This is a genomic window from Shewanella litorisediminis (assembly GCF_016834455.1).
Lineage (GTDB): Bacteria > Pseudomonadota > Gammaproteobacteria > Enterobacterales > Shewanellaceae > Shewanella > Shewanella litorisediminis.
In genome coordinates, this window is sequence record NZ_CP069213.1 from 2,195,669 (window position 1) to 2,215,863 (window position 20,195).

Annotated in this window: 12 protein-coding genes; 1 reads left to right on the forward strand and 11 read right to left on the reverse strand. The window is 51.0% G+C overall.

Annotated elements, in window-relative coordinates; translation table 11 throughout:
• The 7 genes from JQC75_RS09545 to JQC75_RS09575 all read right to left on the reverse strand — a co-directional run bounded on the left by JQC75_RS09545 (position 1) and on the right by JQC75_RS09575 (position 14,795).
• Positions 1 to 729, reverse strand: coding sequence for a DUF3299 domain-containing protein (locus tag JQC75_RS09545; protein ID WP_203323897.1), 729 nt, complete (start codon positions 727 to 729; stop codon positions 1 to 3).
• Complete coding sequence (locus tag JQC75_RS09550; protein ID WP_203323898.1) at positions 726 to 2,357, reverse strand: amidohydrolase family protein; 1,632 nt, start codon at positions 2,355 to 2,357, stop codon at positions 726 to 728. Before JQC75_RS09550 ends, JQC75_RS09545 begins: the two co-directional genes overlap by 4 nt.
• A gap of 87 nt (positions 2,358 to 2,444) precedes the next feature.
• Positions 2,445 to 4,121, reverse strand: coding sequence for an amidohydrolase family protein (locus tag JQC75_RS09555; RefSeq protein ID WP_239001989.1), 1,677 nt, complete (start codon positions 4,119 to 4,121; stop codon positions 2,445 to 2,447).
• Positions 4,105 to 5,736 (reverse strand): amidohydrolase family protein, encoded by a 1,632-nt coding sequence (locus JQC75_RS09560; RefSeq protein ID WP_203323899.1) that lies wholly within the window; start codon positions 5,734 to 5,736, stop codon positions 4,105 to 4,107. The genes JQC75_RS09555 and JQC75_RS09560 overlap by 17 nt, the downstream gene beginning before the upstream one ends.
• A 176-nt stretch (positions 5,737 to 5,912) precedes the next feature.
• Entirely contained in the window at positions 5,913 to 6,914 is a 1,002-nt protein-coding gene (gene bla, locus JQC75_RS09565; protein ID WP_203323900.1) for a class A beta-lactamase, read from the reverse strand.
• Between the two features lie 359 nt (positions 6,915 to 7,273).
• Entirely contained in the window at positions 7,274 to 11,161 is a 3,888-nt protein-coding gene (locus tag JQC75_RS09570) for a S8 family serine peptidase (protein ID WP_203323901.1), read from the reverse strand.
• A gap of 13 nt (positions 11,162 to 11,174) precedes the next feature.
• Positions 11,175 to 14,795, reverse strand: coding sequence for a putative Ig domain-containing protein (locus JQC75_RS09575; RefSeq protein ID WP_203323902.1), 3,621 nt, complete (start codon positions 14,793 to 14,795; stop codon positions 11,175 to 11,177).
• A 304-nt stretch (positions 14,796 to 15,099) separates the two neighbouring features.
• Here JQC75_RS09575 and JQC75_RS09580 point away from each other — a divergent pair, with 304 nt between their 5' ends.
• The gene (locus tag JQC75_RS09580) at positions 15,100 to 17,187 is read left to right on the forward strand and encodes a winged helix-turn-helix domain-containing protein (protein ID WP_203323903.1); all 2,088 of its coding nucleotides are present in this window, start codon (positions 15,100 to 15,102) and stop codon (positions 17,185 to 17,187) included.
• 312 nt (positions 17,188 to 17,499) lie between these two features.
• On the opposite strand, the gene JQC75_RS09585 is transcribed toward JQC75_RS09580, so the two are convergent.
• From JQC75_RS09585 to JQC75_RS09600, 4 genes are all read right to left on the reverse strand, one after another.
• Complete coding sequence (locus tag JQC75_RS09585; protein ID WP_203323904.1) at positions 17,500 to 17,691, reverse strand: hypothetical protein; 192 nt, start codon at positions 17,689 to 17,691, stop codon at positions 17,500 to 17,502.
• A 498-nt stretch (positions 17,692 to 18,189) separates the two neighbouring features.
• On the reverse strand, positions 18,190 to 19,026 hold the full coding sequence (locus tag JQC75_RS09590) for a hypothetical protein (protein ID WP_203323905.1): 837 nt from the start codon (positions 19,024 to 19,026) through the stop codon (positions 18,190 to 18,192).
• A gap of 144 nt (positions 19,027 to 19,170) precedes the next feature.
• Positions 19,171 to 19,569, reverse strand: a complete 399-nt coding sequence (locus JQC75_RS09595) for a glycine zipper family protein (protein ID WP_203323906.1) — start codon at positions 19,567 to 19,569, stop codon at positions 19,171 to 19,173.
• A 192-nt stretch (positions 19,570 to 19,761) separates the two neighbouring features.
• Positions 19,762 to 20,130 (reverse strand): hypothetical protein, encoded by a 369-nt coding sequence (locus tag JQC75_RS09600; RefSeq protein WP_203323907.1) that lies wholly within the window; start codon positions 20,128 to 20,130, stop codon positions 19,762 to 19,764.
• Between the last annotated feature and the right edge of the window lie 65 nt (positions 20,131 to 20,195).

Consider the following 20,195-nt stretch of genomic DNA (forward strand, 5'->3'; position numbering starts at 1 on the left):
TCAGTTTCCTGCACTGACGGTTGTCTCGGACGCGCCAACAACACCATTCCCGGCCACATCTTCCCCGCGGTCGACAGTAATGGCGTTTAGCGTCCAGCTACTGATCATGCGTGCCTCTCCATCCAGGACGAATATCGTGGCGTCGCTTGCTTCTACTTGGAGTCGCCCAGAGACTCGAGCCGGTGCATAAAGAGATTGACTCTTAGGGTCATCCGGCAACCTCACGCGCACGAGTTGATTAGGCGGGGGGGACGTGTGATGACTGCACATACCTACTTGGGGGACGAGATAACCGTAAAAGTTACCATCTGCACCCTGTGGAGCCGGAATCAAATAGCCCGACAGCTCAACCTCGGCCCCATCCCAAACGGGATTCGTAGCGATAAGCGCGTTCTGCCGCTTTCTGGCGACGTCCCAGCGCTGAGCTAATAGTGCATCGACATCCTTACCGTTGATTTCAAGCAAGTCCTTCGCCGCTTTGCGCCGTTCTTTGAGGCGGGAGCGCTCATCTTCCGTAAGGGAATTTTGCGAGAGCTTCTCATCCAGTTCCAATAGCAGCTTCAACTCATTGAGCAACTCATGTCCCATGTCTTTGAAAGGATCTTCGAAGACGGTAGCCTGAGGATCCACAAGGTCGGCGAATGCTATCGCCTTGGCTTCAGCCGAAGCCTGTGTTGCGGCCAACAAGGCCGCAACACAGAGAGATACCAATAAGCGTGCCCCTATCACTTTCCGCCGTCCTTAGGAAAAGCACCCGTGAAGGTATCAGGCATCCCGGTGGAGAACTGTGCATTCCACCCCTCTAAAGATATCGGCTCGAAGCGCGGCTGGGCTTCGGGGTCAAACCGGATCGGTTTTCCTGCAAAAACCGGAAGCACTTTATCGTCTCGCAGTGCAACCTGACCGTTAACGAGCACCGCTTTCATGCCGGTCGACGGGAGAGCGCCTTTCTCGTACGTCGCATTGTCAGTGAAGCGTGCGGGGTCAAACACCACGATATCAGCAACCATGCCTTTCTGGATGCGACCACGTTCTTGCATCGCTTTCAAACCCGTATCGCCCAGATGCTTGGCCGCGTTGTAGCTGAGGATTGAAATCAGCTGCATCATAGGGATGTTATGCTCACGACCAAGGCGGATTGTCGCGCCTCGGGTACCAGCCGCGCGGGGGTGCATGTTGCCGATCTTCTCCAGCGGGATATCCCACGGGCCAAAGTATGGTTCGGCGCCAAGCGCGTCGCTGGCCACGGTCACGCCTTTCAGCGTCAGCCATTTTGGCGGGTCTTCTGGGGGCATCTTGAATACCACGATCGGCTTGGTCGGATTGGAAGCTGTGTCGGCCTTGAATGTCTCCAAGGTGTAGAACTTACCCGTGACCGGATCCTGCACGGTATCCTCATAGCGGTTGCCCATCTGCTCGACCCAACTGTCCGGCTGCAGGAATGAGGCGTTCACCGTGGTGGAGCCTGCGGCGTAGGGATAAACTTCGCCCCAGATGTTGAATCCCTGAGACTGAAGCCGCGATATCATTTCATGCGCAAGCCGCCAGCCAGGGTTGTTGAAGTGAAGGACTATCGCTGGGGCTCCCAGCGCCATAGCATTGGCGATGAGTTCCTGCGCACCGTTGTTCTCTGTTGTGTCATTGCCAAGTGTATAGCGTGTATGTGCACCGGTCGGACGGCCATAGCGTGCGCCAACCTTCTGCACCTCGAACATCTCGCGGGAAGATACGCCCTCTCTCATATAACCCACGGTGCTGCCGATGCCCGGTGCGCCCGCCTGAAGCCCCTTGTCAAGCTCTTCAAGAATTGCGTTGCCCTGTTCCAGGTTTGGGCGCGTCACGCTCCAGCCCGACTTTTTACGGGCTTCAAGGGCCGCAATGGGACCTCTCATGTAGATCTCGTCGCTCAATCTCCCGTCGAGCACCATCGATCGGGCAAGCTCGTGGCTGACCGCGCAGCCATAGTTGGACTGGGTCACACCTTCACGTGCCTTATACCAGGCCGCGATATAGGAACCCGCACAGCCCGCCTCGAAATCCATGGAGCTGGTCATGCCGTCGCGCAACCCGACCCGGTAACCGATTGGCGTCTGCCAATGGAAATGGGTGTCGATGAAGCCCGGCGCCACGATATGACCGGTGGCATCGATCGTCTTGACACCCTTCAGCGGCTTTTTGCTGATTTCGGCAATGCGGCCATCTTTGATACCGACATTGGCGATATCGTCATACAAGGTTTCAGGGTCCATGACCCGGCCGTTGTTGATTACGACGTCATATTTTTGTGCCAAGGCCGGCATAGTACCCATGACACTCGTTAAGAGTGTACCGATTAGTAGATGTCCTTGAATTTTCATTGCTATCTCCATTTTGAAATTGGTTTCAGTGGCGGAATTCGTGGGGGGGAACCACGCACCATCGCTCAGCCACCGCTAGTTCTCGTATTAAGACTGGTTAGGGTCAAATGTCCTGGGTTCGATAGAAATCTGGTCCAGCCGGCCCTTTTCCATTACCGGGAAACGAATCGGCTTGCCCGGAAAGACCTTTTGCACTTCGGAATCCTTCACCACCACGACGCCGTTCACCAGCACGTAGGGAATGCCGGTTGAGGGCAGCGCGCCCTTGCCTGGCTCGTAAGTGCTGTTGTCTGTGACCGTATCCGGATTGAAGACGACGATGTCCGCATCCATACCTTCTTGCATACGTCCTTTGGTTTTAAAGTGAGGTATGCCACCCAATTCGTCAAAATATTTAGCATGCAGGTAGCTCATCTTTGAAATGGCTTCCATCAAAGGCATGATCTTTTCTTCACGCACCATACGCAATACTTTGGCACGGGTACCGGCGCTGCGCGGGTGAACTGACTTGCCTTCATAGGGGGAATCCCAAGGGTAGTAGTTGAGCTTTTCATCCTGAATAGCCATACCGTCAGAGACGACGACCACTCCCGGCATAGCCAGCCATTTAGCGATAGCTTCAGGCGGATTGTTGTAAATCACAATCGCCCTGCCGGGATCATTCTTGCGAACGTCCTCATACATCGCTTTATCCCAACGGGTGCCATCGAGATTCGCAACGTCTGAATAGGTAATTCCCATTTGAGCCATGCCTGATTCCGTAAGCATATCGGCAGAAGCAATGGTAGAACCGGCAGCATAGGGGTAAACCTCACCCCATACCTTGGCGCCTCTTTTTTCTCTTGCGTCGTTAATCATAGGAATGGTGTATTCCCAGTCCATGTTGCTGTTCAGGTGTGACGCCATGAACGGCGCATCCAGAACCATGGCATTGGCCATCATTTCCTGAACCCCCAACTGCCCCTCATTGGGTGGACGTACACCAGCAAAACGTACATGTCCATTGGTAACCCGGCCGTATTTCGCCGCCAACTCCTGGTATTTATACAATTCGTATTGGGTAACACCCGTGGTCATATAACCGACGGGAACGCCCACGCCCAAGGCACCTTGGCGAAGGCCTTCGTCGACATAACTCATAATCCGGGTCATCTGCTCTTTGTTCGGTAAGGTTGACGACCAACCCGGCTTGCGCCCTTCCTTCTGGGCCTTTGCGGCTGCGGCACCTACCACACCACGGAACAGTTCGCCCATGTCATTACCCAAAGCCGCAATTTCAGGGCCGTCCAAAACCGATACACGGGCAAGCGTTGCGAGCACGACCATGCCGTAGTTGGCCTGGGTTTTACCTTCGTGGTCTGCATACCATTTAGCGATATCGCCGGCACCTGACTCGAAATCCATCTGGGTGGTCAAGCCATCCCGTAAATTAACCTTGCGACTAAACTGATCTGTGGCGTGCTGGTGCCCCTCGATAAAGCCCGGTGCAACCACGTGCCCCTCGGCGTTGATGGTTTCTTTGCCCTTGATTGCGTCCTTGGTAATGGCTGCAATCTTGCCGTCCTTTATCCCAACGTTGCGCACACCATCAAAGTTGGTCTCGGGATCCATGACCCGGCCGTTGTTGATCACAATGTCATAGTCTTGCGCCATGGCCGGCAAAGCACAGATGACGCTCATAAAGAGCATCCCGATCTGTAGATGTCTTTGCTTTTTCATTTCAGACTCCGCTTTTACGTGGTTTTTCTTATTTTTTTCCGCCATCCTCAGGAAAAGCACCCGTGAAGTCACTAGGCATCCCGGTCGAGAATTCGGCATTCCACGATTCTACCGATACTGGCACGAAACGCGGTTTGGCTTCAGGTTCAAAGCGGATCGGTTGACCGGCGAAAACAGGAAGCAGCACATCGTCACGCACGGTCACCTTGCCGTTGACAAGCACCGCTTTCATGCCAGTCGACGGGAGAGCGCCCTTTGCGTAGGTTGAATTGTCCGTGAAGCGTTCGGGGTCAAAGACCACAATATCGGCAACCATGCCGGTCTGGATGCGGCCGCGCTCTTGCATCGCCTTCAGTCCAGTATCGCCTAAATGCTTGGCAGCGTTGTAGCTGAGGATCGACATCAGCTGCATCATCGGGATGTTGTGTTCCCGACCGAGCCGAATCGTAGCCCCACGGGAACCTGCCGTGCGGGGGTGGGTACCGCCGAGTTTGTCCATCGGGTAATCCCACGCGGCGTCGTACGGCTTGGCACCAACGCCATCGCTGGCCATGGTCACGCCCTTCAGCGTAAGCCATTTCCACTGGTCGTCAGCGGGCATCTTAAACACAACGACCGGCCTGGTCGGTTCAGAGGCGACAGTGGCTTTGTAGGTTTCCAGGGTGTAGTACTTGTTCGTGACCGGATCCAGAATGGTTTCTTCGTAGCGGTTGCCCAGGTCGTCGACCCAGCTCCGGGGCTCCAGAAACTCCGCATTGATCGTGGTGGACCCCGCAGCATAGGGATAAATTTCCCCCCAGATGTTGTGGCCGCTTTCCTGCAGCCTTGAAATCAGTTCGTGTGTCACTCGCCAGCCGGGGTTGTTGAAGTGCAGGACGATCGCGGGCGCGCCGAGCGCGATTGCATTTGCAATAAGTTCCTGCGCGCCATTAACCTCGGTCGTGTCGTTGCCTAGCGTATAGCGTGTATGTGAGCCTGTCGGGCGACCATAGCGTGCGCCAACCTTCTGCACCTCGAACATCTCGCGGGAAGAGATGCCCGCTCTCATGTAGCCCGTGGTACTGCCAATACCGGGTGCGCCCGCCTGAAGCCCCTTGTCAAGCTCCTGAAGAATCGCGTTGCCCTGTTCCAGCGTCGGACGCGTCGCGCTCCAGCCCGTTTTTGCCCGAGTTGTGTAAGCGGCGACGGGGCCGTTTATCAGGTACTCAGCGCCGTCCGACCCATCGAGCACCATCGCGCGGGCAAACTCGTGGCTGACCGCGCAGCCATAGTTGGCTTGGGTCACACCGGCACGCGCTTCATACCAGGCGGCGACGTAGGACCCCGCACAGCCCATCTCAAAATCCATGCTGCTGGTAAGGCCGTCGCGCAACCCGAGCGAATAACCGATAGGCATTTGAAAGTGGAAGTGGGTGTCGATGAAGCCCGGTGCCACCACCATTCCCTTGGCCTCGAGCGTTTCCTTGCCGTTAATCTGCTTATTGGTGATCACGGCGATTTTCCCGTCTTTAACCCCCACATTGGCAACAGCGTCGAATTTGGTCTCTGGGTCTATTACCCTGCCATTATTAATCACCACATCATAGGTCACAGCGAATGCAGGCATAGCGACAGCACACACTGCGAAAAATGCGCTTGAAATGACTTGAGTCCTTTTCATTGCTCTTCCTCTTTTAAATTGTGTAAGCCTTAACCTAGAACTTGAAAATTTTCCACTCATTATTTGAGCGTCAAAACTACACTGACAACGCCTTAGGGAAGGTGCGAACAAGTCCTCGCACAGCAAACACGGGACTTATTCGCACCTTCCTTAGCTAATCGTTAAAAAGACAAAGATTATTTGTTTTTTGCTTGCAAATAATAAAAGTCGTATAACGTACGCGTCACTTCCGCAATAGCCCGATCCCGATCAGCATCGGACGTCGTACTGCTCTTGGTGTATACCGCAATGGCAAAACGTCGACCATCCGGCAGGGTTACAAAACCCACGTCATTGGCCACACCACCAATAGTGCCTGTTTTGTGGGCAACCGGTGTTCGTTTTGGTAAAAGGCCTTTCAACCTTCCATTACCTGTGCGAGTACGTGACATGGAGGCAAGCAAAAATTCGCGGCTTGTCTCACTCAAGGCCTTGCCGCTGTCGATAGCCAGAAGCAATTCCAGCATGGCATTTGGTGAGGTCTGGTCACGTGGATCTTCTTGCTCAAACTTAAGGTTTCGAACTGATTGCTTGGCTGCAAGTGTTGGGTCTTTGGCAATGGCCTCTGCAAGTACTGAAGTATAGGCCTTGTCAGGTAAACCATAGAAGTCTCTCAAAATTTCGGTAACATAGCGATCAACTCGTTGGTCTGTTATCCCAATGCTGCGAAGCTTTTTCGTCACCGCCTCCGGACCTCCCGCCAATTTAAGACAGATGTCCGTCGCTGTATTGTCGCTTTCGGTGATCATGGGTTCAATCAAATTGGCTACCGACAACTTGATGCCGGGATGAACGAAGTTCTGTGCAATCGCGTTGTCGCCTGCGACCATCATATCTTGCGAGATATCAATTAAATCGGAAAGTTTAAGTTCACCTTTATCGACACGGTCCAGCAAAGCAACGGCAATTGCAACCTTATAGGTACTTGCCATTACAAAGGTTTCATCACCGTTTACTGTGATCCTCTCCCCTGAGCCAATTTCCTGAGCAGACACGCCAATGCGGCCAACCAGCCCCTGCGAAACTTTCTCAAGCTTCTGGGAAACATCCTGAAGATTTTGTTTATCTGCAAATGCCGGTTGAATGGCAACAAATGACGAGATTAGTAGGGTAAAGCAGAGTGCTATATTTCGATTCATAAAACCTATCCCTTGGTTGTTTTCGATTAATTTTACTCTAAGCAAAGTCACCGCGACTTCTTGGTCAACGTGATGATGACCAAGAGGAGATTTGCTATTTCGCTTGATACCGAGTATCAACCTACCGAGGTTCAAGCAGAGTATCAACTGGTGCAACTCTTCTAATTTACTGCACCGCCTAACTTTCCGTTTCGTGCTTTCCGTTTCGTGCTTTCCGTTTCGTGCTTTCCGTTTCGTGCTTTCCGTTTCGTGACTGGCCAAGTCGTCTTATAGCCAGTAAATACAATAGCATAAGGCCAGATATTTTTCGAATGCATAAAAAAGAAAGAGCGCCTTTAGGGCGCTCTTTCCTTGTTTGATCACACTTTTTTACGCAGTCCTATCCTGATGAATCCAACAGAGAAGGCAAAAAGCAAGCTGAACAAGCCCAAGGCACCGCCACCAGAACTTTGCTGCTGTTCAGGAAGCAGTTGCACTGTCACCTGTGCGGGAGCACTTTTGCCATTGGCACTTTCCGCTACCAGTTCAATTACCGCAACAGCCTGGCTCTGCAAAGCCGCAATGGAGACCTTAAGATTTGCAGTGTTGTTACCGCTCATAGTCAAGGTTGGCCCTGAGACCTGACGCCACTGGTAGCTCAACGCCTTGCCGTCACCATCGAAGCTATCTGCGCCGCTCAGGTCAATACTGCCAGGGGTTTGAAGGGAAACCTTGGCAGCGCTACTGCCGTTGATTTTGGCTATTGGCAAGGCCTTAACCTGCACTGCATCAGCGATGGCTTTCAAGGTTTTCCCTGGCGCGCTGTCAACACTGTGGATTATCTCCAAAGCGATTTCAGCGCTCTTGGTGACACCCGCTGAACCAACAACCAAGGCAAGAGTACGCGTGGGGCCATTGGCTTCCTGAACCAGCTGCCAGGTTATTGTGTTACCGTTTTGTGTACCACCATCAGCATCCAGCACTGAGAATCCATCCGCAAGCGTGGTTGTCAAGGTGTAGACTTTATCGGCTGCGGAATCATTGGCAAGAATATCAATGGAATAAGTCAAGGTGTCGCCACTGACGATTGACTGCCTATCAACAGTGACCGCGACATCGTCTGCCCCACGGTGCAATTCGAAATAGACTGAACCGATGTTATCGGGAAGATTCGGGTGCGTGCCTAACGTCGCTACGGCAAAATACACCTCGCCCTCACTCATCGGCTGATCCCAGTTAAGTGTGAGTGCAAATTCTTCACCCGGCGCCACTGACTCGGGCACATCAGCTTCCAACAGCGTATCTGTTTTGCGCACTTTCACCACTGACACACTGTGCTTGTCGAAGTTGGCGGGGTCAGTTCCTTGATAGTTATGAACAACCACCAGATAGTTTGCCGGCACCGGTGTATCAATGAAGCAGGCTTCTTTACTGTCCTCGCGGCCACTGATACAAACGGCATTATCCAACTCGATTTGGCTGGGTTTTCCATCCAAATTCGCATCACGAACAATAAACAGGTCTAAATCCGGCGCCTCAGCACTGTTAATCCATGCACCTATCATAGTCACCGACGAATTGGTGTTGACCGGAACCACATGGTAGGTTTCTGGATTCTGAGCACGGTAATTTGCCGTAGGATCCCATGAGGTTTCCCCTTCAATGACATCCACTTTGCTCAGTCCCAGCGCCTCAACTTGAAGGTTATCCGAACCTATCGAGTTAAAACCCGCCAGAGTAAAGTTGTCTGCATCCCGATGAGCGGTGATTTTCACCACGTCTTCGGTGGGCACATTACCACCGGTGAACTCGGCGGCAAACGTCAGGTGTTGCTCAGGCAAGCCACTTGACGTCAAACGCACCTCGCCAAAGCTCCATAACGCAGCAAGCTCGGCAGTTGGGGTAGCAGTAATGGTCAATTGCTGTGACTCGCCCGCCTTCAAGGCGAAGGTCGATGGCGTCACGCTGACATTCACACCCTGAGTTTGCAGAGCAGTTGTTACCGTCCAGGTCGCATCTTTCACGGCAGTCACTGTTCTTGTCCACTCACATTTCGCCAAACAGTTCAGACCCACCATGGTAGGAAGATTCAAAGTCGCGGGATTACCATTGAGGGCAGGATCCGCATTCAGGTATTCAGCTTCACTGATAGGCAACAATAATCCAGCCTGCACCGCTTTATCGATTTGGATACGTCCGGCACCTGCATCAAAGGGGGTTGAAGACTCTTTCACGCCATCGCCATCATCATCCTTGAAGGTATTGCTGTTGGCAGTGGTCATAATGGCCGACTGAGCCTCAGATGGAGTCCAGTCCGGACGCAGTGCAGCCAACAAGGCCAAGGCACCAGCTACATGAGGACTCGCCATCGAGGTACCACTCATAAAATCAAATTCGCTTGGTACAGCGTTCTTTGGATCGACAAATGGCCACTCGGTGGTATGAGCGGCAAAAATATCTACACCCGGAGCCGCAATGTCCGGCGTAATAGTGTGTGGGTACGGATAGTTAGGCCCCCTTGAGGAGAAGCTGCCGGCAATATCACCATTTTCGGGCACGCGGATATGCGCCGACTCACTGATGGTCAGTGCATGATCAGATCCACTGCCAAGCCAAGATAGCAGCGTTTCGCCATCGGCCATGGTCAATTGGATAGCAGGCAATACGTGCAGATCGGGCTCGATATTGTCGGCGTTAGCGTCGACGTTTATCAGAATCAAACCACCGGCACCGCCGGCGAGCACGTTATTACCCTTTTCCACCCGGGCGATATCGCCACGACGACAAACCACGATTTCGCCGTTAAATGTACCGGCTTCAAATGGGCTGTTACACTTGCCGTCGTTATAGTTTGCGGCATCAACAACCTGGCCTGTCAAACCATAACTGACCCCGGCACCACTGATATCAGCAAGGGCACTTTCGCCACCTGCTACCCAGCGCAACGTTTTATCACTGTATCCACGATCGTGTGTATAGGCTGCCACCGTAGTCACCCAAGGCGCGTTACCCGGAGCACCCACTGTCTGAGGACTGGGGCCTGCGTTACCAGCAGCGGTTACCGCATGAATCCCGGCTGTGCGCGCCGCGAGGAATGCCAGTGAGTCGGCGGAATCCCATGGGCTGTCCGGAGCACCGCCTACGGAATAGTTGATAACGTGAACACCATGCTGCACGGCATGTTCCAATGCCAATACGGTTAAATCCGGGAAGCAACCGCCATAATTGGGATCATCACCGGAAATCGGTAAACACACCTGATATGAGATGATATTGGCCCGTGGCGCAACGCCACTGATTTTCGGGATTTTCAGCTGTGCTTCATCGCCAATCGCATTTTTCTGTGTCAGATTGACCTGTGGGTTACCTGCAACCGTTGAAGCCACGTGGGTACCGTGACCATGCATGTCCCAGCCTACGTCAATAACTTCAGGTTTGGGGAATCCTTCATAAGGCTCACCGGGGTAAAAGCCACGCAGCTCAGGATAACTCACCACACCAATCAGTTTATCGTTACACAACCAATCGTTATCAACACAATCACCGGTGTAATTACCCGTGCCCCATGGATTCACGTGTTCATAGCCATCGATTGCTTTTGCCGTAAAGGATGGATGATCAGCATCAATACCCGTGTCGATAACACCAACAATAACGCCTTCACCCTTGGTTGGAAGATCGGTGCCTACGCCATTCCAGACGGCCTCCCCACCAATGAAGGATGGTCCGGCATCTGTCATCAGATGACGCATCTGCATTTTTTCAAGTCGAACGCCGCTGTTGCTTTGTTCAAGCTTTGCTGCCTCTTCCTTCGTTAGCCTTACCGTCGCTGCGTTAATCAGTAATCCGTATTGATATTCAAAATTCAGGTTACGCCCTAACACACTCGAAAGCCGCTGACGCTGAATATCACGGCCATTTGCCAGCTTTTGCAGGTACTGCTGACTGCTGCGGCTGGCAACATTCAGTCTGCCATTGGGCTTGCCATTTACCATAATGCTGGTGTCGGGTAACTGCTTGTAGGCCAACGCCAATGGCGCTTCAGGAAAATGCATAAAGTAAAGGTCGTCAATGTAGCGCTGTTTCTGACTAACCAGCGGTTTCATCTCGGTGTGAAGAGGCTGGGCAAGATACTTCTGTTCTGCCGGCTCTGCCCAGCTATAGGAGCTGATAACGGCGGCGGCTAAAAGAGTGAGTCTGATCACTGCGTGACTCCTTGAATCGATAATGTGAAAAATCCAGCCATCACAACAGGTGATGGCTGGCATAAACTGACTGAAATTATTGTTGTTTACGACGCAGCAGCGCCAGCAACAGCAATGGCAGACCAAAGCCCAGGGCACCACCACTTGATGGTTTTGCCTCGACGTTGCCGGTTAGCTCAGCGGTGGTGTCGTTCTCACCATCTGAGGCTGTAACTTGCGCTACAAACGCGCCTGATGCAGTTGGTGTACCTGAGATAAGCATGGTGCTTGATTCATAACTCAATCCGGCAGGCAGGCCTGCCACGCTGAGCGAAATCGCATCACCTTCTGAGTCAGTGAAGTAACCTGCAAGTGAATATTCATAAGCCTCACCCTCTTTCGCCTCGAATGGGGCGAATGGGCCAGTAAATATCGGTGCGACGTCATTCACATTGGTTAGATCCACAGTCACTTCAGTGACAGTGCCAACAATGTTGCCGCGCACAGTTTGCACTTTCAGCGTCATGGACTTCAGGGTTTCATAATCCAGTGCGTCAGAGTTGGCTACCGTGATAACCCCGTCGCTGCTAACCGCTACAGGCATACCGGGAATCGCACCAACCTGAACGATGTCCACTGTGTTCCAATCGGTATTGGGTTCACCAAAGAAGCCATCAATACTGGTTGTTAACTGGCCGATAACTGTGCCCTCGGGCGCATTTTCCTCGACGCTGAAGGCTTGACCGGCATCCACATGCTGCAACGTGGCGCCATCTCTTTCCTGTTTGGCAGCAATCGTCATGTTGCTGTTCAAATCCATCAGCAAGAAGTCAGAATAGCTACAGCTTCCTGGGCTGGCCGCCATGATGCCTGCATCCATTGAAGTTGTACTCCAGCCACCAAAACCACCGCCGGCGCACCAGGTATCGCGGAAGGCCCACAACATGGCGCTCTGGCCGGCTTCGACATCAAGCTCCCATGCCCACTGCTCGCCTTCAACCCCTTCGGCATCTACGTGGTTCATGTTAATCATGGCAGTGCTATAGCGCTCTTTCTCAACGTATTCGCCGGTCCACCAATCATATTCACTGGAAATAAATTTGCGGCCGAATTTGGTAGGGTTAAACATGACTGCCGGACCGTAAGCGGTGGGGAATACGTCACGGTCGGTCGCAAATACCATGGCAAAATGCTGATCAAAGGATTCAGGCGAGTTCAACTCATGGTGATAAAGGTCATCCAAGCATGCTTGACCCACAACGGTATCGCCGCCGGGGGTGAAGTAAGTTGGCAATGAGGAGATCTTCGGAGGTAAAGGCGTCCACGAATCGTCAGAACTGAAATCTGTAATCACCGTCTGTGGCTGGCCATTTTCATCAATAGTAATGAACATATCAGCAACACGGTCGGCATTGGTTAAATTGTACTCAACGTATGGGTCAAAACTGTCAGCCAAGTTGTACATGTCGACCACAGACTCAGAAAACAGGCTGTGACGGGTCAATATATCGCCCATCTTATCCATGTGACCCGCGACGGCGATATCCATGCCCGCGTGCATTTGCACGGCAAACACATACTTTTTACCGCTGGCACACTGAGAATCTGACAGTACAGCTGAAGCAGTATGCTTCATGACGTTCTTGGTGTTCTCAAATCCCGCGGGAGCGGTGGGCTGAGATTTCACTACAGGTAATGCCATCATGTGCGCATTGTGATTGCCCACATTGGTAAAGGCCTGTTTAACCGTGGTGGTTCCTTCTGCCCATGGCAGTAGCTTTGGTGAATCCCAAATACCATCGTTATAAGTGTTGAACTCACGACGAATTTTACCCGCCGGGCGTGGGTAAACCGACCATCCCATATTCAATTCTGGCTCACCGGATGCGGTGAACGTCAGGTAACCATTGACTTCAAACTGTTCCCAGGCCTCAATGCTATAGTCATCACTCTTATTGAGCAGGGACACTGGCAGTTTATCGGCATCGATTTCCAGCACTACCGGCACAGACAAGGTCGTATTGGCCGGAACGGTAACCGAAGCCGGGAATGTCCAACTGATAGCTTCATTGCTGACACGGCCTTCAGCCATGTTTACTGCCAGGCTATAGGTTTTAGCCGTGTTGGAGTAGTTTCGCAGTGAAACTTCTTTTACATGACGACTGACATTTGATACCAATTGCTGCCCAAATTTAAGATGAGGCTGGTAACTGCTGGTTTCCCAAACGGCAACAGAGGTGCTCAGGGCTGCTTCAAGATTTTCCACCCCAGTACCGATTTGGGTTACAGAGGCGTTTTTACCACTGTCACCACGCTCAATAGCATGGTTAGCGGTATTGGTAAGCAGCGCTTTAACCTCAACACCTGACACACCGCGTTCGGCTTTTACGATAGCCGCGGCGGCAGCCATACGGGCCACAGGGAACTCTTTTTCTGCAACGTCTACAGTTGTATCAAGCCCACCTACGACCGCGACCGATTCTTCGCTGGCATAGCTCACCATATCAGGCTTAAGTGTTTGAATACCGCGAACAGGGCCATGGGGCGTCCAGTTGGTAGTGGCTAACCCCTCACCTACAGCCTCAACTGCGCCCACTGTCAGCGATTCGGCAGTGGCGCCCAAATTTCCCACATTGTATTTGGTGGGAAGTTCACCGAAATAACCTGCACTTACGACAACAAGCACGCCTTTAGCGGCAAGACTGTTTACCATGATATGGTCAAAAACCGCACCAGATGTTTGTGGATCATTTGGATCGTAGTAAGCGGCAAAGTGGCCGCCATAAACACTCTGGTCAACGACAATGATATCAGCACCCTTTTCTACTGCGTCTTCCATTGCCTTGGCCATGGTAGTGACAGAAGGGTAACGAGCATTTGGCCCATAACCCCATGGGTCAGAAACACCCGCCATCTTGTAACCCAGCAATTTCGCTCCAGGCACCTGTTCATGGATAAGCGAAGCGAGCATAGTGCCTCGGCCCGTTGGGAATTCAGAGCCATAGTAGGGGTCAGTAAAAATAGTATCGCCATCAAGTGGGTTTGGATCCTCTCCCCAACCAAACTCGGAAGCATAGTCAAGGCCTCCGATTACAACATCAGTGGGAAAGCCATCAAATTCAGCAGTGGCGTTCACTTTTGCCTCTTCATACGCCTCTGACGTACCTGTGCCCCCCAAGGCAGCATGGGTATAGTCAATACCCGTTGACATGATGGCAATGACAGTCCCCTTGCCGGCATCAGGATTGGTGGACAATTTTGGTGCTTTAGCCAGATTGGTTGATACGACCGATGCGACGGCAGAGGTCTGCTCCCTCACCGTTACCGTTTCAGTCGACTGTTTGGTGTTGTCATTGAGGCGGTTAACCGAGGTCACCAAGCGATGATTCTTTATACTGTCATAAGTCGATGCTGACATTTCAACATGTATTGAATTAAGCGACTTGCTGCTAGCTGCCAATACCTTTGCGCTACCATCAATAGTTTCAATGAATTGAATGAGCTGAGCTTGTTGACTACGAATCTGTGATTCATTTCCTCCCAGCCACTGACTCTGCCCTGTCAGCAGGACAACGTATTGGCCTCTTTCCTGAGCGGCAGGGTTTAACTGCTGGGATACCGGTTTATTAAAAGCAGCTTCGATGGGCATCGCATAGGAGTAGCAAGGGAGCAAGGCAAGACTGATGCATGCACTGAGTCGTGACATTTTAGTAATCATTGTAGAGTGTTCCTCAGCATTGAAATGTTAAATAGTTTGTAAAGAAGGCGCGTACTACAGCATTGCAAGCACCGATTACGACTTATTAACAAACAAGTGCCAAGGCATGAAGACCACAAGAATCACATTTGAATCACTTCCATGTCATTTTTTTATCATTTACTTTATTATCAGAAACTTAAACCACTTAATCTGATTGCTTTTGTATCAGAAGGTATCTCAATCCGATTAACAGGTTGACTTAATTTCCTCATTCCATATTAATAAAAGCCGATATGATAAAGGCGATAACGTTGGAGAAATGATGAAACTCGGTGACTATCGGGTAGGTAACTGGCTCGTAATAACCCATGAGCTCAAGCTTGTCCGTGCTGACCAAAAAAGCGACACTGCTGTCGAAGAGGTGCTGGCACCGAAAGTCTTTGAAGTACTGATGCAACTGGTACTTGCTACCAACAACACTGTGTCAAGAAGCACCCTTATTGAGGAAATCTGGGCCGGCAACGTTGCCGTTGGCTCCCGGGGAGTCACCAATGCGATTTACGCGCTGAGAAAAATTCTCGATCAGGGCGAGACAAACAGCATTGGCACCATCTCCAAGTCGGGCTATCAGCTGCGATTACCCGTGTCAGAAGTAACACAAGACACCCCAAACCAGGTTATTGAGCATAACCAACAGCCAAGCCATTATCGCAACCTGACGCCCTTTGCCCTGTTTGGTGCAGTCTGCCTTATTGGTTTACTGCTGATGATGTATTTCAATCCGGAGGAGTCAGCAAAACCTGACCTGATAAGATATGGCAAACCAGAGCCCTTAAGCTACCTTGAAGGCATCGAAGAAACCCCCGAGATCTCCCCCGACGGCAACTCATTGGCCTTTATGTGGGTAAAGGACAACGAACCTTCCAGAATCTTTATACAAAGCCTGAAAGATAATCAGGCCACACTCCGGCAGCTGAGTTTCAGCACCGCCAATGAAACCACGCCAACATGGTCACCGGACGGGCGCAGACTGGCCTATTTGAAGATTGATTCTACAGGTAACTGTGAAGTGTGGATAAAAGAGCTCGCCACACTGATAGAAAACAGGATCACAGCTTGTGTTCAGGAGCGGTTTCACAAGTCACTGGAATGGTCACCTTCCGGCGCGCTGATTGCCTACACGGATTCAGCAGAAAACGGTGCCAGCGCAATCTTTGTTTATCATCTGGAAACCCAAAAATCGACCCAAATTACCTTTCCCGAACAAGGTCAACGTGACACCCAATTAGCCTGGGCTAAAGCATCGGATGTACTGGCATTTGTGCGTGCTCAGGGCACCCATAGCTATGAGCTGTTTACCACCAATCTGGATGGTAACATTCATCAGCTTACCCATGATCAAGTACCAATCCATGGGCTGACATGGGATCTCGATGATCAAAGCATTGTGTTTAACTCAATGCGGGACGGTGAACACGCCTATTGGCGGATCACTCTAAAAGATAACGCCTTAACTCTGGTACACCGGGATCAGACCCCATTCAACATCACCACACTGAACTCACTTTATTCCTACGCCTATGTTAAGCACGCGTCGCAGGAGCAACTTGAAATTCTCACCGAAGGGCGCTCTGACTTTATCGAGTCATCAGGCAGGGACCTGTACGGCGCGCTGTCACCTAATGGCGCGCATATTGCGTTTCTGTCAAATCGCAGCGGCGAATTTGAGCTTTGGATTAATGACACATACAGCACTCAGTATCAGCAAGTGACCCACCGACAGGGCATCCCCGAAGTGCCTGCCTGGTCAAAGGACAGTAAAAGCGTGCTGACGGTATTACAGGCATCAGATGCCAAACCCAGGATAGTGCTGGTGCTTATCCCCAGCGGCGAACAGAAAACCTTATTGCAAGACGGTTATGAATACCGCAACCCGGTCTGGGCCAAAGATGACAATACGATTTTATTTTCCAGTAATCGCAGTGGAAACTGGGAAATATGGCAATACAACTTTGTCACCGGTGACAAAAAGCAACTCACCCAAGAAGGTGGCAAATTCGCTATGTTTGGGGATGATGGCTTACTTTATTACACCAAGCCAAACATGCCCGGATTATGGACCATCGGCAGCAACGGCTCCTCTGAGCACAAAGTATTGGAAGATCTTGCCACCGATGACTGGGGCAACTGGATAACCAAAGATGGGGGTATTTATTACATTACCAGAGGCCCAGACGCCGATTCCATTTACTTTTGGAACGGCAAAGAGTCCACAAAAATTGCCACTTACGCCAGGGGAAGCATCAAGATAAATCGCAGTCTTTCAATGAGCAGTGATGGCACCTTGGTATTGACCAAGTTGAGCAAACGGGCTGCAAATATCGTCAAAATTGCCCCGTTAGCGAACTAGGTATCACCGCCACCCCCGCAATCTGCAGGGCCTATCACTTCAATGCTCACTGACAATTCCCCAATGACAATTCCCCAATGACAATGCCCTCTGAGTCGGCTACAGGCCATGGCCGATACAGGGCTGAAAGTACAGCTGATGCCCGCATCGGCTCATGTTTACTCAGCTCAGCGGGCTTTCCGGCCCACTGTCAGTTATATTATTATCACTCAGCACAAGCAGCAGCCTGCCGTGCAGCCATAGACCCGACAGCTTAACCCAAGTGTAAACAGATCGTGTCCTCGGGTCCGCGGGCCTTAGGGCATAAACAGATCAGTTGCACGCCTTGGTAACATACCCGGCACTATCTGCTGATTTCAGTGATGAAATCGCAGTAAAGCCCAACGACAGCGCCTTATCCATATCACTTGATGCAATGCCCAGTATGTTGATGTCTGTGGTAGGGGCACCGCAAACCGCCATCATCGCAATCTCGGTTAATTCGCCACATTGAGTTGAAATCACTTTCACCCCTTGCTGCTGCAGTTTTTGCGCCGATGCGTTTATAGAAGAGCGGTTGTTTTCGCACTGCTTAAATCCGGAAGACTCATATACGTACGATGTTGTGACTTCGCCAGACTGAATATTGCAGCCCGCTGCAAAAACCAACAAAACACAATAGAGTGACCGTGACGACATATACCACCTCATATTTAGGTTGGAAAATTAAAAAAAACAGAACAACAATATTGTACTTCAGCAGCCCTGCCAGCGGGATCTAATATCAACTTCATCAATAGGTTGATTCATTCAGCGCGTATCTGCGCGCCTGACTCAAACGCATTGAACGCTCGCTGAAACAGCGCAACTATTAAATGAAAGGTTATAAGCTTCCCCCAAAACGCCTGTTCTGAAAACTAAAACGCCAGCCGTTAATACCAAAACGCCAGCCCTGAAAGTCGAAAGGGGGCAGCACTGGCTGCCCCCCTTCTTTCAACTGTGAGCTGCGCTATTAGCCATAAATTACCAAGGCAGGGGCACAACCGGTGTCACAGTAAAGCGGAATTGCTGCTCAGGCCCAAAGGGGTCTGCGTTCTGAATGTAATTCCAATACTGGAAGCCAAATTTAATCGGGGTATTACCTAACTTGGTGGTTTTGGCAACGCCTATGCCAAGCGGCAGGGTAAACTTGTTACCTGAGTCTGCTTCATTGTTGTAGCTCCACGATGGCGACGCGCTGATTTGCCAGCCTTGTCCCAGGTTAAAGGTGTAAAAATATTGACCACCGGTGATACTGGTATCCTTATCGTTAGCGCCACCGATATCCCACTGATGGGTCACCAACAAACCAACAACACCCCATTTTTGAACGTAACCTACGGCCAACTCAGGCCCCAAAAGCCATTGGTCATTACCCAGTTCTTTTTCGGTTGCGGTATCCATGGTACCCACAATACCACCAGCCAATACTATACCGTTTGAAAAGCTATGGCCCAACGCCACGTCGAATCCAATGTCCCCCATACCAAAGTCGGCATCGCGGAAGTCATTCGATCCAGCATCATAAATAGGCCTGTCGCTTATAAACTGGAAATTAGGGCGAATGTACAGGTTGGTACCCGCCGAGATTGGTATTGGCAGAATAGGCTGGAAACTGACCTGAAAGTTACCCTGATCATCAGCGTTGGGCAGGTCACCTTCGTAGGTAATGTAATCAAAGTTAAACGACAAAGAACCGAGGGTAGTGTTGGGGTTAGCCAGCTCACGGGCAATTTTGTCCACATCGTCCGTATCGGCAACCGCGAAGTTTATCACCCCAAGAGAAGCTGCCAGAACCAAACCTTTTGTATAGTGTTTCATATCCATCTCTCCATAATATCGGTATGAAATACATCTAAATGCTGCTGTAACCCTGTTTACTGCCTGGCCAGCTTATGCTGAGCTTCCTTTTAACCCATTGCCAGCGCGAGTAAACACCATTAAGTCAGCCTGCTAAATCTATTTTCAATTCAGCACCTTGTATCCTCTGTTTATCATACAAGACTTAAGAACCTGATCCTTCTCGTACTCGTATTCCTCTTCAATTCGCCGCCGCTCGGCGCCTTTCTTCAGCAGGGTACCAGCAATACCAATACCCGCGCCGGTTTTGGCGCCATCAGAGCCACTGCCACCGGTCACACCACCGATTACCGCGCCTGCTGCTGCGCCCTTAACCGCGCCTCTTAAAATGCCACCGGAAGAGCCTTCCCGCTTTTCAACCTGAGTCGACAGCGCGGTACACTGCTGTAAATCATAGGCATACTGCTTTTCATCCACCCCTTGGGGGTCCACTATCACGTTAGCAGCGGCGTTACCGGCAAACATCAACATCATCAAGTTAGCCGCATAAAAAAACGTTTTCATTTTTGCCTCCGTCCAGTCCTCCCCCCCCAACTGAAAGCCGTTCAAGCGCATCATGTGTCAGGCGAGCTGCATTGCTGTTTCAGTGTACTAGCTCAGACCTGATCTGACAGTTACCCGATTTTGGGGTGCCGTTGTCAGATCAAGTCACGACTAATACAATTAACCTTCATCACAGAGGTTATTAAGCTTCCACTAGAGACATTCTTTAATAATGTACCCATCATCTTCAGAATCTTTCTTCAGCGATGAAAGTTCTAAAAAACCCAAAGTCAGGGCTTTATCCGTATCGACTTGCGCTATGGCTAAAATATTGATGTCCGCAGTCGGTGCACCACAAACTGATATCATCGCTGTCTGGGTTAATTCACCACATTGTTTTGATGTTACGTTAATTCCTTCTGATACCAGTTTTTGCGCTGACACATTAATAGAGGACGAATTATTTTCGCACTGTTTATAACCAGATGACTCATAGACATACGAAGTACCTACTTCAGTTGATTGTATGTTACAACCAGCCGCGAGAAACGCAAAAACGTAAAATAACGACCGTAATGACATGTTCCACCTCAATTAATACATTAAAATTCAATAAAATACATTCCACATCGCCCTGCATATTAACC